The sequence below is a fragment of the Microbispora sitophila genome, assembly GCF_014892245.1.
Taxonomy (GTDB): Bacteria; Actinomycetota; Actinomycetes; order Streptosporangiales; family Streptosporangiaceae; genus Microbispora; species Microbispora siamensis.
In genome coordinates, this window is record NZ_JADBGC010000018.1 from 135,408 (window position 1) to 151,324 (window position 15,917).

The window sequence follows — 15,917 nt, forward strand, 5'->3', positions numbered from 1 at the left end:
CCGATGGCCGGCCCCGCCCCGCGACTCCTGTCACGCGACGGAGGGGCCGCCGGTCAGGTCTTCTCGCCGGTCAGGTCTTCTTGAACGTGAAGGGCCGGGTGATGCCCCGGGCGATGCCACGCAGGCCTCGGGCGCGATGCAGCGCCGAGACCTGCCCGCGCAGCACCGAGACCTGCCGCCGCAGGGTGCCGATCTCCCGGCGGAACTCGACGGCGGACTTACGCCACCGCGCCGCCTCGTCGCGCCATCTGGTCACCTGCCCGCGCAGCCGCTCGACCTCCTTGGTCAGCCGCTCGACCTCGGCCTGCGCCTGCACCCGCTTGCGATAGGCGGTGCGCGGATTCATGTAGGCCGGGGCGTCCGCGGCGGCCCGGAAGCCGAAGGTCTCGCCGTCGACCCAGTACGTGCCGAACATCTCGTCCACGGCGTCGTCGAGGTCCTCGCCCTCCTCGGCGACGAGGGCGGCGCGGGAGAACGCCTCGGTGCGTTCCAGGCGGGCGGCGGTGACGCCTTCCGCGTCCTCGGCCAGGAGCACGCTCACCAGTCCGTGTTCCCGTCCGCGCAGCACCTCGATCAGCCGGCCGAGGCTGTCCTCCTCCGGCACCCAGCCGGGCGGGATGCGCAGGCGGTACGGCGACTGGGTGTCGGACACCGCCGTGGCCAGCCGCACCCGGCCCTCGTGCGTGTAGTGGGCCCGCAGCAGCACGAGATCGAGGCGCGGATCCTTGAGCGGCGCGCGCTGCTCGGGCGCGAGCTCGTCCCACGGGCCGGTCAGCACCACGGCGAGGTCGGTCACCGTGCCGGCCAGCACGCCGTCCACGGTGGCCCTGACGTCGTCGTACGACCCCGCGGTGGCGTCCACGAGGACCTCCACCTGCGGGACCTTCCACTGCCGGGAGGGATGGGTGCGCAGCCACCGGTAGCCGGGGACCCGGTCGGTGACCAGGGCGTGACTGACGCGGCTGACCGGCGCGCTGTCGCGCATGCGCATGGACGGGCCGAGGTGGTAGGCCCTGGCCTGCGGGTCGGGGATGAAGACCGCGCCCGCCTGCGCGAGCCGGTAGCCCATCTCGGTGTCCTGGCCGAGGATCATGTCGGGGTCCATCGGCCCGGCCCGCTCGAACAGCCGGGCGGAGACCGACGACGCGCCGCCGATGTGGATGCTGAACGGCCGCGGCGAGCGGGTCAGCCCCTCCGACCGCCGCACCAGGTCCTCGATCCAGGAGTGCGGCTCCGCCGGCTCGAAGAGCTTCGCCAGGTCGTCCGTTCCCGCGACGTCCGCCGGGTCGGGCAGCGGGGCGGTGGTGAAGCGCAGGTAGGAGGTGACCGACAGATAGGGCGCGAGGTGGTGCCAGCGCATATGCGCCTCCACCTCCTCCGGTTCGGGGACGACGTCGGAGTCCATCCAGTGGATGACGTCGCCCGTCGCGGCGGCAAGCCCGGTGTTGCGCGCCCTGGCCCGGCCCGGCGCCGCGCACACCAGCAGCCGCGTGCCGCGGGGCCGGATCTCCGGCAGGCGCAGCGGCGGCTCGCTGCCGTTGTCGACCACGATCACTTCCAGCAGGTCGGCCGGGTACGTCTGCCTGGCCAGCCCCGCGAGCGTGAGGTCGAGCTTGGCCTGGTTGGCGTACGCGGGGATGACCACGCTGACCCGCAGGCGGGGCGTCCACGACGACCCGAGGGCGGGCGGCTTGAGGACGGTGTAGTCGTTTCCCCTGATGCGTGGCGTCATGGCGCTTCCAGAATCACACTCGGGCGAAAGCCGCGCCATTGGTTCGCGGCGACGCGCAGGAAGTGGGCGAGAGGAAGGTTCCAGGTGTGGTCGGCGCTGACCGATCGCCGCAGGACGTAGCCCAGGCCGTGGGTGCGGTAGACGCGGCCGCCGGCCGCCTCGACCGCGTGCAGGAGGTGCGCGTCCTCCCCGCGATCCAGCGGCCCGAAGCCGCCGACCTGCTCGAAGATCTCGCGGCCGAGCAGGATCGTGCCGCCCGCGACGTGGTCGGCCCACACCTCGCTGCTGTAGTCGACGCGGCGGATCGTCGTGTGGAGGGGCTGGAGGTAGAAGAACTCCGGCGCGGTCCCGACCAGCTCCGCCCCGGAATAGGCCATGGCCAGCAGCAGGTCGGCCAGGTGCTCGGGGCCGTACCAGTCGTCGTCGTCCCATTTGGCGACGATGCCGGTGGACGCCCGGGCCGCCGCCATGTTGAGCACCGTCCCGAGCGGCGCGTCCGGCTCGGCCTCGATCACGGTGATCGGATGGGGGAACTCCTCGACCGCCTCGCGCACCCGCGCGGCCGGGAACCCGTGCAGGGCGACGACCGCCTCCAGACCGACGCCGCGCTGGCGGGCGAGCTGCCGCAGCGCGTGGCCCACGTAGTGGGGCCGCCGCGTGGCCATGACGACGGTCACCGGGGCGAGGCCGGTGCCGACGCCACCGGCCCGCAGCGCGTGCCTGCGCAGGCGCACGCTGTGCTCTTCCCTGCGCAGGTCGGCGACCGACTCGGGTGTACCGTCGCCGGCCTCGGGGGTCCAGGCCGCGGCCAGGCCGGCGAGCACGGGATCGGCCTCACGCACCCACCTCGGCGGATCGTGGCAGGTGAGCGGCACCCCCGCGGCGGCCAAGGCGGTGACCGCGCCGAATGCCTCGGCGTCGGCCTCCTCCGGCCACTCCACCCGAAGCCCGCGCAGCGGCCGGAGGGCGGCGACGTCGGCCTGCGGGGGGACGGCCAGCGGCCGGCCTCCCATCGCCCACCGGCCGTCGCTCCAGGACAACGTCACGGTGTCCTCGGTGGGGCTGCGTGTGAAACCGTACGGCGAGCACATGCCGGTCGTCACCGTCACGGTGTCCCTCCCGCGCGTCCGTTTGTAGGCTGCTGAACTTCTATCAGCCGAACCTTGTGAATCCCTGTGACCGTCATGGTCAACCTGACGACTCGCTGTGACCTGGCGCGGCAGGCGGGATCACGACACGGGCGACACGTCCCCACCGACGACGTCGCCCATCGTCTTCACGTCGATCTTCTTGGCTTTCCGCTGCTGGGCCACCCAGTCGACGAAGGCCGCGAACTCCTTGGGCGCCGTCGCGTACTCGTCCCGCGGGTCGTTCTTGATCTCGTGGAAGACGAAGGTCAGCATGCCGGGGTCGTCCTCCCGCTGGGCGCGGGTGACGAACTCCCGCAGTGTGCGGGCCGTGCGCGGCAGGCGGGTCTGGCTCGTGGCGCGTACGGCGGCGGGGTCCGCGGGCGGGATCGTCTCGGTGACCGGGCAGGCGCGGCAGCTGTCCGGCCGGTACAGGCCGTTGATGTCGCGCGCGCTGTTGTAGCCGCAGCGCATCGCGATCTGCTTGCCCGACTCGTCGAAGTCACCGAACGGATAGGCGAACGAGCGCACCGCGAAGCCCATCTTCAGCAGCGCGCGCCTGTCGTCGCAGATCTCCGTCTGCTGCGTGGCGTCGAACGTCTCCGGCAGATGCGGATGGTGAAGGGTGTGGCCGCCGATCTCGTGGCCCTGTTTCGCGATGGCCCGCAGCTCGGCCACGCTCAGGAAGCCGCGCCTGCCGAGGCGGGCGCTGTTGACGTAGAAGGTGCCCTTGAGGCCGCGCCTGCTCAGCATTCCGGCGACGGCGAGGTGGTCGGCCGTGCCGTCGTCGAAGGTGAGGACCACGGTCGGCACCCCGGCCGCCCGCGCTCCCTGTTCGGCGACTCGCGCGGGGGCCGCCTGCGCGGAGACGGCCGAGCCGGCCGTCGCCGCGGCCGGGTGCTGGAGTCCCGCGATCGACGCCGCGGCTAGGAGACAGACCGGCAGAAGTCTCTTCACCGTAAGTCGCATGAAGAGAAACTTTACTCATAATTGGCAATTACTCTTGCGCGCGATGTCCAACCGTGATGAAACGGTCCACTCAGCCCTTGCCGCGGACGCGCTCGAACAGTGCGACAGTCAGGCCCGGCAGCTCCGCGGAGTGCCAGGCCGTCGAGAGGCGGTATCCGGCCGCACGGACGGCGGCCACCTTGGGGATCTTCTTTCCCGTCAGCCCGGCTTGCTTCGTCCCCCGCCAGACCACCCAGACCCGGCGGTGCCCGGCCAGGGCCTCGGCGAGGTCGTCCCGCTCCACGTACTCGAAGGCCGGGCCCCGCCCCCTGAGAAGCACGTCCTCGGGGAGGCCCTCGCGGCCGTAGTAGACGAAGCCGGTGCGCAGCCGGCTCTGGCCGTACACGATGGCGTCGCCGGCGCGCTCCCGCGCCCGGATCACCCCGACCGCGCCGGGGAAGTCGTCGTAGTGGCCGTTGCGCTGCCGGTAGTCGGCCTGCGCGGGCATCCCCAGCAGCGCCACGACCAGCACGGCGGGCACGCAGACCAGAGCGAAGGGGACGGGAGCCAGGCGGATCGAGGCCAGGGCCACGCCTCCCGCCAGGGCCAGGGCGGGCGCCGTGACGAACACGTAACGGTCCACGTAGGCCGGGGTGACCAGTGCGTCGATCACGAGCAGCAGCATCGGCGGGAGGACGAGCCAGCCGCCCACGAGGACGCCCCAGGGGACCGACCTGCGCAGCAGGATCACCACCCCCACGACGGCGAGGGCGAACAGCGGCGGCCCGGCGAGGTCGGAGCCCGCCGCGTGCTTGGGGAACTTCAGCAGCACGTCGGGCCCGTGCGGCTGGATCCAGCTGATCGCGTGGCGCTCGCCCCAGCCCACCAGGGCGAGGATCGCGAGGGGGACGCACCCCACCGCCGTCGCGGGAACGATCCTGGTCAGGAAGGTACGGCGGGGCAGGGCGAGCAGGGCGGCCAGGAACTGGGCCGGGAGAACCAGGACCGAGAACAGATGCGTGCAACCGAGCAGCGCCACCGACGCCGCGTACCAGCGGACCTGTTTCCCGCCGGCGGAGTCAGTGGGCGCCTCGGCCACCCGGTGCAGCGCCCAGGCGGAGACGACGGCCGCCGCCGCCGCGAACGCGTACGGCCGGGCGTTCGCGCCGTGGTAGGACACCGAAGGCAGGACGGCGAACAGCGCCGCGGCCACCACTCCCGCACGCGGACCGGCCAGCCGACGGCCGAGGTCGGCCAGGAAGCCCGCCGCCACACCGGCCGCGAGGGCCGAGGGCAGGCGCAGCCACCACTCGGCCTCGCCAAGCAATGACCAGACATGGATGAGCAGGTAGTAGGGCAGGAAGTGGCCGTCGATCTGCTGCACGAGCCCCCACAGCCCGCTCAGCGGCCGAGCCACCGCGGCGCTGTAGGTCGCCACCTCGTCGGCCGACAGCGACGCCGTGGTGCCGGAGACGGCGACACAGGTGGTCAGCAGGCCCGCGAGCAGCGGCGTCCAGCGGGGCCAGTCCTTCGCGCCCGCATCCGTCCTCTGGCCGGACGTCCGGACCGCCTCGCCCGCAACCACGCTTCCCCCCACAGAACTGATCATTTCGGCCACGTCAAAGACATCGAACACGCACGGACGCGCGGATCGGCGGGGCGTTATCCGATCGAGTCATTGCCCCACCGGCGCCGTGAGCCGTCCGTTCCGGACATGCCGGGCTCCACGGTACGAGATCTCAATGGGGGACTCCTCACGAAACTGTTTGCTTGTTATAGTGACATGCAAACAGTTTGGGAGGTGGCTCGTGTACGACTCCCCCCAGCACGACACTGGGCGCCCCGGCCGGCCGCGCCGCCTGGCCCTGACCTTCGCGCCACCGCTTCTCGCCCTCCTCTTTCTCCTGCTGCTCTTCGCCGTCTTCCGGGACCGGCTGCCCGACCGGGCCTACGTCGCCGATTGGGAGCCGCGGTACGCGCCTGGATGGGGTCAGTGGCTGAGATCGGCCGCCCTCTCCCTCGGGGTCTTCGAGGTGGTGTTCCTCGCCGCGTTCACGCACTACTGGCGCTGGCCCGAGCTGCAGCGCTGGTTGGTCACGTGCTCCGTCGCCATGAGCGTCTCCATGGCGACAGGGAACGGTGTCGCGGTGACGGCATTGATCGACTCCGCGGGACCCGCCACCCTGCCGGCGTGGGAGGTTCCGGCCGAAATCGCCCTCACCGTTCTCGGAGGCGCCACGGGCTGGTGGCTGGCGGGTCCCCTGCCGCCCGCGCCCGGCGCGCGCAGCGCACCACCCCCGGGAGTGCCCCTGCTGCCGCTCGCGCCGGCCCAGCGGGCCGTCTACGCCGTGTCCTCCTGGTACCCGCGCTCGCTCCTACAGGGAGCGGCGATGCTCGCCTTCGGCTGGTTCGGACTCTTCAACCTCTCACGCTCCTGGCAGGGGGCAACGCTGATGGCGCTGATGGGGCTCATCGCGGTCCTCTCGGCGCGCACCCGGCTCCGCATCGACGGCAGCGGCGTCGAGGTCAGCCTGCCGGGGCTCGGCGGCCTGCGGCGGGTCGTGCCATACGACACGGTGCTCTTCGCCTCGGTGCTGCCGGAGGCGTCCGGCAGGGGGCTCGGCATGATCGGCAGCAGCAGGGGGTGGGGATACGTCAGCGGCCGTGGTCCGGTGCTGGCCCTCCGGCTCACCGACGGCCGGGAGTTCCTGTACTCGACGCGAGACGCCGATACGGCCGCCGCGCTGGTGAACGCGTCCCTCTCCCGGGCCAGGGGAGCCGCCGGGTGCTGATCGTCGTCGATCCGTCCTCGGCTCAGCCGCTGGCCGACCAGGTGGCGGCCTCGGTGCGCGCGGCGGTCGCCAGGGGCGCGGCGGTCCCCGGCGACAAGCTGCCCTCGGCGCGGGCCGTCGCCGCCGCGCTCGGCATCAACCTGCACACCGTGCTCCGCGGCTACCAGCAACTGCGCGACGAGGGCCTGGTCGAGCTGCGCCGGGGCCGCGCGGCGACGATCACCGATCTCGCGGCCGAGGGCGGCCGCCTGCGCCTGCGCGAGGCCGCCGAGGAGTTCGCCGGCGCCGTGCGACACCTCGGGGCCTCCGAGGAGGAGGCCCTCGACGCGGTCCGCAGGGCTCTGGCCGAGCGCTGATCCGCGCCTCGCCCGCCGTGTCGACGGCGTTCGCCGAGGCCGGGAGGCCGGGCCGGTCAGGCGGCTTCGCCGTCCAGTGGGCGGCGGCGGAACCGGAGCAGGTTCACGACCAGGAGGGCCGCGGCGGCGACGGCCGCCGCGGCGCAGGCGGCGAGGACCGGCATGCTGGGGTCGTCCTCCGCCGCCGGTTCTCCGGCCGCCGGGATGATGATCGTCCCGGTGGCCGTACGGCTGACGCGGCCGCCTGCGCAGGGTGAGCCGGAACTTCCAGGGCCCGGCGGGCAGGTCGTCGCCCAGCAGCACGGTCACCTGACCGTGTCCTCCGGGAGGCAGGGTGGTGGCGCGGGTGCTGCGGAACGGCCCGGCGCTGAGCGCGCTCGGCCCCTCCGACAACCGCACCTCGCCCTCCAGGTCGACGGCGCGCTCTCCCGTGTTGCCGACCTCGGCCACCAGCCGCGGCTGCCCGGCGTCGGTGCGCCCGGCGGCCACCTCGCCGATCCGGAAGCTCGTCGGCGGTTCGCCGCCCGGGCCCACGTCCGGGTCGGTGCGGACGCCCACCCGGTTGACGAGCGCGACGTCGCCCGACGGGCCGGGCGAGGCCGAGGCGATCCCCGCCCAGATGACGGCGTATCGCTCGCCCTTGGAAGCCGTGGGCGGCACCGCGACGGTGGCCGTCACCGGGACGCGGCCGTACGGCGGCAGGTTCACCGCCGTCCGGTCGAGCGTGGACCAGGAGGTCAGCTCGTCGGTGGTACGCGCGGGGACGCTCTCCGGGCGGTGCCGGTGCGCGTCGCCGGAGGCCGCCGCCGGGGCGACGGCGGCCGTGTACAGCACGACCGCGAGCAGGCCGGAGGCGACGACCCTGCGGGGTGAACGGTCAGGCAACGGAGTGGTTCGGCGTGCCGATGTTGGTGCCCGCCACCGCCTGGGCGGGGACGTTGACGACGAGGGTCGGGTCCCAGGTGGCGGAGTTGTCTCCGGAGCCGCTCGTCGTGCTGAACGCGGTGCGCGGCACGTCGAGCGACTGGGCGGCCGCCGCGTCCGCGTGCCCCGGCACGAACCTGCCGGGGCCGGTCGTGGCCGTCGCCGCGCCGGACGCCGTGGATGCGACCGTGAGCGTCGCGACCAGCGCCAGTCCCGCGACACCCGCCGACGGGGCGGCGACACTCCTCTTGCCCATCTGCCGAACTCCTCCGTCGATGCGGTGCCCCGTCGGGGTCGCGGTCGGTGACATCCTGGCCGGTCCGAGGCGTATGGCAGGGTTCTTCCGCCGGTGTCTGGAGACCCTTTGTGATCAGATGACGACCGGCGGAGACGCGCGGCCCGATGTCCACGGTTACAGCTGATCCCGGCGTGGCGACGGCAAGAGGCCGCCCCGGTGCCCTGGCCTGCCGTGGGCGTTCCGAGAACTACGTCGGCCAGATCGCGAAGATCCCCCTAGACGACGGCAGGCAGCAACAGGCACTCCCGGGTGGAGCACCCGGGAGTGCCTTCAGCCATGGCCGCCGCCCTCGGCGTCAGGGGGTGTCGTCGCCCTCGACCCGCATGACGCTCGCGACCGCGCGGACGATGTTCAGGTCGCGCAGGTCCTTGATCGTGCCCGACAGGGCGGCGTCGCTGGCCCGGTGGGTCACCAGCACGAGCTGGGCGTCGTCGCCGCGGCCCTCCTGCCGCACCGTCTGGATCGACACGTCGTGGCCGGCGAAGATCTCGGCCACCCGGGCGAGCACACCGGGCTTGTCCGCCACGTCCAGCGACACGTGGTAGCGGGTGACGCTGTCGCCCATCGGGTGGACCTTGAGGTCGGCGTACGTCGACTCCTCCGGCCCGCGGGTGCCGGCGAGGCGGTTGCGCGCCACGGCGACGATGTCGCCCAGCACGGCGCTGGCGGTGGGCGCGCCGCCCGCGCCCGCGCCGTAGAACATCAGCCGCCCGGCCGACTCGGCCTCCACGAAGACGGCGTTGTACGCCTCGCGCACACCGGCCAGCGGGTGCGACCTCGGGATCATGGCGGGGTGCACCCGGACGCCGACCGACCGGCCGTCGTCGGAGCGGGCGCAGATGGCCAGCAGCTTGATGACGTACCCCATGCCCTTGGCCGAGGCCACGTCGGCCGCGGTGATCTCCGTGATGCCCTCGCGGTGCACGTCGGCGGCCGTCACCCGGCTGTGGAAGGCGATGCCGGCCAGGATCGCCGCCTTGGCGGCGGCGTCGAAGCCCTCGACGTCGGCCGTGGGGTCGGCCTCGGCGTACCCGAGCGCCTGGGCCTCCTCCAGGGCGTCGTTGAACGAGGCGCCGGTGGAGTCCATCTTGTCGAGGATGTAGTTGGTGGTGCCGTTGACGATGCCCAGCACGCGGCGCACCCGGTCGCCGGCCAGCGACTCGCGCAGCGGGCGCAGCAGCGGGATCGCCCCGGCGACGCTCGCCTCGAAGTACAGGTCGGCGCCGTTCTCGCGGGCGGCCCGGTGGATCGTCGCGCCGTCCTCGGCGAGCAGCGCCTTGTTGGCGCTCACCACGGACTTGCCGTGCGCCATGGCGGCGAGGATCAGCGACCTGGCGGGCTCGATGCCGCCGATCACCTCGACGACGATGTCCACGTCGTCGCGGGTGACCAGGGCCTCCGCGTCGGTCGTGAGCAGGGCGGGGTCCACGTCGGCGTCCCGCTTGCGCCCCAGCCTGCGCACGGCGACGCCGGCCAGCTCCAGCGGGGCGCCGACGCGGGCGGCCAGGTCGTCGGCCTGTTCGCGGAGCAAACGCACGACCTGCGACCCGACGACGCCGCAGCCCAGCAGCGCGACCCTGAGCGCCGGTTTGGCTTTACTCACGACCCCTCCTCGCTTCGCCGCCGGACTGTCCGGGACGGCCGCTCACAGCTGCCCCCTGAGCAGGTCGTCCTCGGTCTCTCTGCGGATGATGACCCGCGCCTGGCCGTTGGACACCGCGACGACGGCGGGCTTGGGCAGATAGTTGTAGTTGTTGGCCAGCGACCGGCAGTAGGCGCCGGTGCCGGCGACGGCGATCAGGTCGCCGGGGGCCAGGTCGCCCGGCAGGTACAGGTCGCGCACGACCATGTCGCCGCTCTCGCAGTGCTTGCCGACCAGGCGCGACAGCATCGGCGCCGCCTGGCTCACGCGGGAGGCGAGCACGGCCGTGTACTCGGCGCCGTAGAGGGCGGTGCGGATGTTGTCGCTCATGCCGCCGTCGACGCTCACGTAGGTGCGCAGGCCCTCCACGTCCTTGACCGTACCGGCCTCGTACAGGGTCACGCCGGACACTCCGGCGATCGAGCGGCCCGGCTCGACCGTGAGGCGCGGCACCGGCAGTCCGGCCGACTCGCACACCTTCGTGACGATCTCCCGCAGACCGTCCGCGATGACCTTGACGTCCAGGGAGTCGTCGCCCACGACGTACGGGATGCCGTATCCGCCGCCGAGGTCCAGCTCGGGGAGCACCACGTCGTGCTCCTCCTTGATCTCGACCAGCAGCCGGGCCAGGCGGCGGGCCGCGACCTCGAAACCGCCGGTGTCGGTGATCTGTGACCCGATGTGGGAGTGCAGGCCGACCAGTTCGAGCTGCGGCAACGCGAGGATGCGCCGCACCGCCTCGGCGGCGGCGCCGCTGCTCAGCGACAGGCCGAACTTCTGGTCGTCGTGAGCGGTCGCGATGAACTCGTGGGTGTGCGCCTCGACGCCCACGGTCACCCGGATCATCACCTTCGGCCGCACGCCGTGCTCGTCGGCGAGGAAGCCGAGGCGGGCGATCTCCTCGAACGAGTCGACCACGATGTGGCCCACGCCGACCTGGACGGCCTTCTCCAGCTCGGCGAGCGACTTGTTGTTGCCGTGCAGCGTGATCCGCTCGGGCGGGAAGCCCACGCTGAGCGCCACGGCGAGCTCACCGGCACTGCACACGTCGAGGCCGAGGCCCTCCTGGTCGATCCAGCGGGCGACCTCGCGGCACAGGAACGCCTTGGCGGCGTAGTGGACCTCGCCGTCGTGGAAGGCGGACCGGTACTCACGGCAGCGGGAGCGGAAGTCCTCCTCGTCGATGACGTACAGAGGCGTGCCGAACTCCTTCGCCAGGTCACGCACGTCGATTCCGCCGATCGTGACGGCTCCGTCGGCCCGGCCGGACGTTCGCGGCCAGATGGCCGGTTCGAGCGCGTTGAGGTCGGCGGGCACCTGCTGCGGACGCTCCTCGGGGTGTCCGGCGGTCACGGCGACGATCGATGAAGCGGCGTGCAGGTCGCCGGCGGGGTGGGCGAATCGACTCACCCGAACGAGGCTAGCCGACCCTGCGATTCACTCGCGCCCGCTGTTCACCCTGCGAGACGGCCCGGACGGAAGATATTCAGATCCGCAGGTCATCGGCGACAGTACTTTCCGCCATCCGCTGGTTTTGGTCAGATTTTGCCGGGCGGGGCGACACCGAGCTCCGCCAGTCCCTCCCCGAGCACCCGGCGCACGGCCTCCCCCATCCGCACCCGGGCCGCGTGGACCTCCGACGGCGGCTCGTCGCCCCTGGGAATCGGGGACGCGTGCTCGACGGCGGCGTGGTAGACCTCGGCCAGCCGTTCGAGGTACGCCGCCCATCCAGGATCGCGGCTGTCCCTCCTGCTCGGCAGCTCGGCCAGGACCCGCAGCACGGCCCGGTCGAAAGGGCCGTCGAGGAGGCCGGACCGCACCACCGCGGCGGCAGGCACGCCGAGGTCGCGCGCCCACCGCTGTACGGCTCCCGCCCGCACGTACGCGTACCTCACCACGAAACCGGGGTTGTCCCAGGTGCGCGGGAAATCGGGCCACGGCGCCACGGAGTTCGTTTCCGGGCCCGATTCCTGGTCCTTTTCGGGCAGGGGCACGGCGAGCGGGGCGGCCAGGATGTCGTGGACGATCTCTCCCGGCGCGGCGATCTCGACGACCAGGAAACCGTTCGGCCGGACGTCCACGTGCCGCACCCCGGGCACCGCGCGCAGCCGTACGGCCAGCCGCTCCGCCGCCTCGGCCGGGGGCTCCGCCGTCCCCCGCAGCGCGGCGGCGGAGACGAAGCGCGCCTCCCGCTCCCACGACCCCTGCGGCACGGGCGGCGCACCGAGGACGTCGCGCAGCACCTCCATGATCATGGCGCGGCCGGGCCGTCCTTGGGGGCGGCGGTCAGCGTCAGGCACCCGGGGATCGCGGCGAACGCCTCCCGCAGGCACGCGGCCAGATCCGCGGACGTGGGCTCGCCCGGCATGGCCGTCCAGGACTCCAGCGCGCCATGCCAGGCCCCGACGAGCATGTCGAGCACGAGTCTCGTCCGCAGGTCGTCCACGCCGCCCAGGTCGAGACGGCGGCGCAGGATCGCGAGCGCCTCACGGGTGGTGCGGTCGCAGAAGTGCAGGCCGTACGCCCCCACCGAGGGGGTCCGGGCGGCCAGTCGCTCGCTGAGCCGGACCTGGCGCGCCCAGCCGTCGTCGGTCATCCGGCCGACGGCGGCGAGCAGGCAGTCCTGCACCACCTCGATGACGGGGCGTCCGGCGCCGGGCTCCCACCGCTCCAGTTCGTCGAGGAACGCCGCCCACATGTCCTGCGTGGGCGTCAGCGCGACGTCTTCCTTGCTGCCGAAGTTGCGGAAGAAGGTGCGCTTGGAGACCTCCACGGCCGCGCACAGATCGTCGAGGGTCGTCGCCTCGAACCCCCGCTCGGTGAACAGCTCCAGGGCCGTATCGACCAGGGCCCGGCGGGTGCGCAGCTTCTTGCGCTCGCGCAGCGGGAGCTGGTCGGCCGGGACGGCGGTGGTGGTCATCGCGGCCAGTCTAGCCGCGGCACGGAACGCCCCTTGTTGGCATATGCCACTGAGTGGCATAGTGAGCGCCTCGACACTCCTGCCACCGAGTGGCACTTCCACACGAAGGGACGACCCCCATGCGCACTCTGATCGTCGACCGCTCCGCGCCCGCCGGTCTGAGGCTCGGCGAGGCTCCGGACCCCGAGCCCGCCCCGCATCAGGCGCTGGTGCGGGTGACGGCGACCTCGCTCAACTACGGCGAGGTCAGGTTCGGCATCGAGAACGCCCCCGACGGCGCCGTACCGGGATGGGACGCGGCCGGGGTGGTCGAACGGGCCGCCGCCGACGGGTCCGGCCCCGCCGCGGGAACCCCCGTGGTGACGCTCGGCGTCGACGGCGCGTGGGCGGAGTACCGGGCCGTGGACACCTCCCTGATGGGCGCGGTCCCGGAGGGCGCCGATCCCGGCGCCATCAGCACGATCCCGGTGGCCGCCGGCAGCGCGCTGCGCGCCCTGCACCGGCTCGGCCCCATCCTCGGCAGGAGGGTGCTGGTCACCGGCGCCACCGGCGGGGTCGGCAGGTACGCCGTGCAACTGGCCCGGCTCGGCGGGGCCCATGTGGTCGCGTCCACCGGCGATCCCGGGGCGCACGGCGACGCCCTGCGGGCGCTCGGCGCGCACGAGGTGGTGGACCGGCCGTCCGCCCTCCGCGACCCGGTGCACGGCGTGATCGACGTGGTGGGCGGGCGCCTGCTCGTCGAGGCGTACGACAGGCTGGCCGAGGGCGGCACGCTGGTGGCCGTCGGGCATGTGACCGGCGAGCCGGAGACCTTCCCGTTCGGCGCGCTCTTCGGCGACAAGGGTCATGACCGTTCGATGGTCACGTTCTTCCTGCTCGCCTGCGGCGGGCTCGCTCCCGACCTCACCTGGCTCGCCGGGCAGGTCGCGGCGGGCCGTCTCGATCCGGGGATCTCCTGGCGCGGCGGCTGGGAGAAGGCGCAGGAGGCGGTGGCGCTCCTCCTCGGCCGCCGCCTCCACGGCAAGGCCGTGCTCGACCTGGGCTGACTGCTGGAGATCAGAGCAGGGCGAGGGGCTCGGCCGGGACGTATCCCTCCATGCGCGCCGAGCCGAGCAGCGAGCCCTCCGCCGAGTCGCGGACGCAGACGTAGGAGTAGCGGTCGGCCGAGTAGACCCGCACCCCGTCCGTACGGCACTGCCGCATCAGGACCTCGCCCCACTCCTCGGAGACGTCGGCGAAGCCGAGGTCGGTGAGGACCTGGCGGCGGGCCAGGACGGTGCCGCCGGCCACCTCGGGCAGGAACCGGTGCTCGGCTCCCGGCTGGCGCAGCAGGGTCGCGCCGGCCGCCGGCAGGTGGGCGTAGAACGACGCCTTCCCCAGCACCTCCGCGTCGGTGGAGGCGAAGTGCCGGACGAGGTCGGCCAGGTAGTGCTCGCCGTACAGGTCCCTGGCGTCGAGCACGGCCACGTGGTCGCCGTCGGCGAGCCTGATCGCGCGGTCGAGGGCGGCGCCCCTGGTGACCGGCTCCTCGGTGGCGCGGACCACGACGTCGAGGTCCGGGCACGCCTGGCGGACCGTCTTGTCCACCAGTCCGGCGTCCAGGCCGTCCGCGACGATCACGATCTGGCCGGGCCGTTCGATCTGACGGGTGACCTGGGCGAGCAGGCGGTCCAGCTCCGCCGGGTCGGACACGGCGGTGATCGCCGTGATCACGCCGCTGCCCCGCACGCTCGGCACGCCGAGGGTGTCGAGGATCGGGTCGAGCAGCGGGGTGACGCTCGTGCGGGCCCGCCAGGCGAGGTGGGCCTCCCTGTCCAGCCGTCCGGCGTCGGCCATGAGGATCTCGGCCGCCGCGAGGATCTCCTCGCCCTTGGCCCCGGCCCGCACCTGGAGCACCGGGGTGCCGCAGGCCGCGACCTCCCCTATCACCCTCGGCTCGGCGTCGGCGCCCGCGATCACCAGGGCCGGCTGCCGGTAGGCCGTCAGCACGTCGTCGTACGCCGTGGGGTCGTCGCCCTGCCCGGCCAGCGGCTGCCAGGTGGCGCCGCCGGCCGGAGGGGTGACCGTGCCGAGGGTGACGATCTCCCCGGTCCTGCCGCCCTCGGCGGGGATGGGGTTGTGCACGCGGGGCTGGATCGCGTGCGGGAGCACGCCGACCCGGTCGTGCCGCAGCGCCGAGCGCCACTCGCGGGCCCGGGCCTCGGTGGTGGCCAGCACGTACTCGAAGTGCTCGGCCGCCGGCACCGCCCGCGACACCGCGCCGCCCGAGTGCCAGAAGACCGTCTTGACCCCCCGCTTGTGACAGGCCGCCACCAGGTCGCGCAGCGCCCGCGTCTCCCCTGCCAGCGCCTCCAGCCAGCGCCCGCCGTTGCCCTGCCGCGGGCCGGGCCGTACGGACTCGACGAACAGCACGTGCGGCCGCTGCTGGTCGAGCATGGCCTCCCAGTTGTCCGGGCCGAAGTTGGTCACCAGCCGCCACTCGTACCGCAGCAGCGCCTCGGTCTGCCGGTCCACGATCGCGGCGACCGTCATGTACGGCCGGGCCGTCGGGCCCTTGGGGACCACGAACGACTCGGCGAGCGGTGCGGAGACCTGCGGGGCCTTGGGCTCGGGCGCGGCGGGGGCCGCCTTCACCTCGGGGACGGCGGGGACCTCGGGCTTGAAGTCCGAGCGCTTGGGCGCGGGGCGCTTCCTGACCGGCGCCTTGAGTGTCCTGGCCACCGTGCCGGGCTTCTTGCTGTGGATCGCGTCGCCGAGCTTGCTCCACCGGCTCTCCTGGAGCGAGGCGAGCTTCCAGTTGGCGACCTCGGTCTGGTACTTCTGCTCCGCGAGTTGCTTGGCGAGCTGCGCGTTCTGCCGCTCGACCGTCTTCAGTCGCGCCTCGGCCTCGCGCATCTTGGTCAGGGCCTCGGCCTCCGAGCGCGCCACCTCCTCCAGCCGCCGCTGGTAGTCGGTGATCAGCCGGGCGAGCTCCGCCGCGCCGGAGGCTCGCTCCACCGCCTCCGCCAGCGCCTGCCGCAGCGCCGCCGGGTCGCTCCGCTCGGGCTGCCCGGCTGCCGGCTCGCTTACCTCGCTCATAGGGGGTGACTCCGCGGTAGACCTTCAGGACCAGAGTCACAATATTCGCAGAACGCCCTGATCGCTCTCAGGCAGAGCCGAGACCTCGTCCACCTCGTGC

General features: G+C 73.2%; 13 protein-coding genes. 3 read left to right on the forward strand and 10 right to left on the reverse strand.

Translation table 11 applies throughout. The features are described 5' to 3' along the window. Window positions 1-70 precede the first annotated feature (70 nt). From IL992_RS30220 to IL992_RS30235, 4 genes are all read right to left on the reverse strand, one after another. Complete coding sequence (locus IL992_RS30220) at window positions 71-1,732, reverse strand: glycosyltransferase family 2 protein (protein WP_193206741.1); 1,662 nt, start codon at window positions 1,730-1,732, stop codon at window positions 71-73. Next, window positions 1,729-2,841: a glycosyltransferase family 2 protein gene (locus IL992_RS30225; RefSeq protein ID WP_319018927.1), complete on the reverse strand. Its 1,113-nt coding sequence runs from the start codon at window positions 2,839-2,841 to the stop codon at window positions 1,729-1,731. The genes IL992_RS30220 and IL992_RS30225 overlap by 4 nt, the downstream gene beginning before the upstream one ends. Before the next feature lie 120 nt (window positions 2,842-2,961). Then, complete coding sequence (locus IL992_RS30230; protein WP_193206742.1) at window positions 2,962-3,828, reverse strand: polysaccharide deacetylase family protein; 867 nt, start codon at window positions 3,826-3,828, stop codon at window positions 2,962-2,964. Between the two features lie 70 nt (window positions 3,829-3,898). Then, a complete protein-coding gene (locus IL992_RS30235) occupies window positions 3,899-5,416 on the reverse strand; it encodes a glycosyltransferase family 39 protein (protein ID WP_193206743.1) in 1,518 nt (505 codons plus the stop codon). 199 nt (window positions 5,417-5,615) lie between these two features. Here IL992_RS30235 and IL992_RS30240 point away from each other — a divergent pair, with 199 nt between their 5' ends. Together IL992_RS30240 and IL992_RS30245 are read left to right on the forward strand one after the other, a co-directional pair. Beyond that, the gene (locus IL992_RS30240; protein ID WP_193206744.1) at window positions 5,616-6,599 is read left to right on the forward strand and encodes a hypothetical protein; all 984 of its coding nucleotides are present in this window, start codon (window positions 5,616-5,618) and stop codon (window positions 6,597-6,599) included. Then, window positions 6,593-6,955, forward strand: coding sequence for a GntR family transcriptional regulator (locus IL992_RS30245; protein WP_076434823.1), 363 nt, complete (start codon window positions 6,593-6,595; stop codon window positions 6,953-6,955). Before IL992_RS30240 ends, IL992_RS30245 begins: the two co-directional genes overlap by 7 nt. Window positions 6,956-7,832: 877 nt before the next feature. Here the strand turns inward: IL992_RS30245 and IL992_RS30250 are convergent. The 5 genes from IL992_RS30250 to IL992_RS30270 all read right to left on the reverse strand — a co-directional run bounded on the left by IL992_RS30250 (window position 7,833) and on the right by IL992_RS30270 (window position 12,739). Further along, window positions 7,833-8,135: a hypothetical protein gene (locus IL992_RS30250; protein WP_193206745.1), complete on the reverse strand. Its 303-nt coding sequence runs from the start codon at window positions 8,133-8,135 to the stop codon at window positions 7,833-7,835. A 337-nt stretch (window positions 8,136-8,472) separates the two neighbouring features. After that, a complete protein-coding gene (locus IL992_RS30255; protein WP_079317125.1) occupies window positions 8,473-9,780 on the reverse strand; it encodes a homoserine dehydrogenase in 1,308 nt (435 codons plus the stop codon). Window positions 9,781-9,822: 42 nt separating this feature from the next. Further along, window positions 9,823-11,229, reverse strand: coding sequence for a diaminopimelate decarboxylase (gene lysA, locus IL992_RS30260; RefSeq protein ID WP_193206746.1), 1,407 nt, complete (start codon window positions 11,227-11,229; stop codon window positions 9,823-9,825). A 128-nt stretch (window positions 11,230-11,357) separates the two neighbouring features. Further along, window positions 11,358-12,074, reverse strand: a complete 717-nt coding sequence (locus IL992_RS30265; protein ID WP_193206747.1) for a DALR anticodon-binding domain-containing protein — start codon at window positions 12,072-12,074, stop codon at window positions 11,358-11,360. Then, window positions 12,071-12,739, reverse strand: coding sequence for a TetR/AcrR family transcriptional regulator (locus IL992_RS30270; RefSeq protein ID WP_193206748.1), 669 nt, complete (start codon window positions 12,737-12,739; stop codon window positions 12,071-12,073). Before IL992_RS30270 ends, IL992_RS30265 begins: the two co-directional genes overlap by 4 nt. A 119-nt stretch (window positions 12,740-12,858) precedes the next feature. Here IL992_RS30270 and IL992_RS30275 point away from each other — a divergent pair, with 119 nt between their 5' ends. Further along, window positions 12,859-13,785 carry a zinc-binding dehydrogenase gene (locus tag IL992_RS30275; RefSeq protein WP_193206749.1) on the forward strand — a complete coding sequence of 309 codons (927 nt, stop codon included), beginning with the start codon at window positions 12,859-12,861 and terminating at the stop codon, window positions 13,783-13,785. A 10-nt stretch (window positions 13,786-13,795) separates the two neighbouring features. Here the strand turns inward: IL992_RS30275 and IL992_RS30280 are convergent, their stop codons facing one another. Continuing rightward, the gene (locus tag IL992_RS30280; RefSeq protein WP_193206750.1) at window positions 13,796-15,817 is read right to left on the reverse strand and encodes a glycosyltransferase; all 2,022 of its coding nucleotides are present in this window, start codon (window positions 15,815-15,817) and stop codon (window positions 13,796-13,798) included. Window positions 15,818-15,917 lie beyond the last annotated feature (100 nt).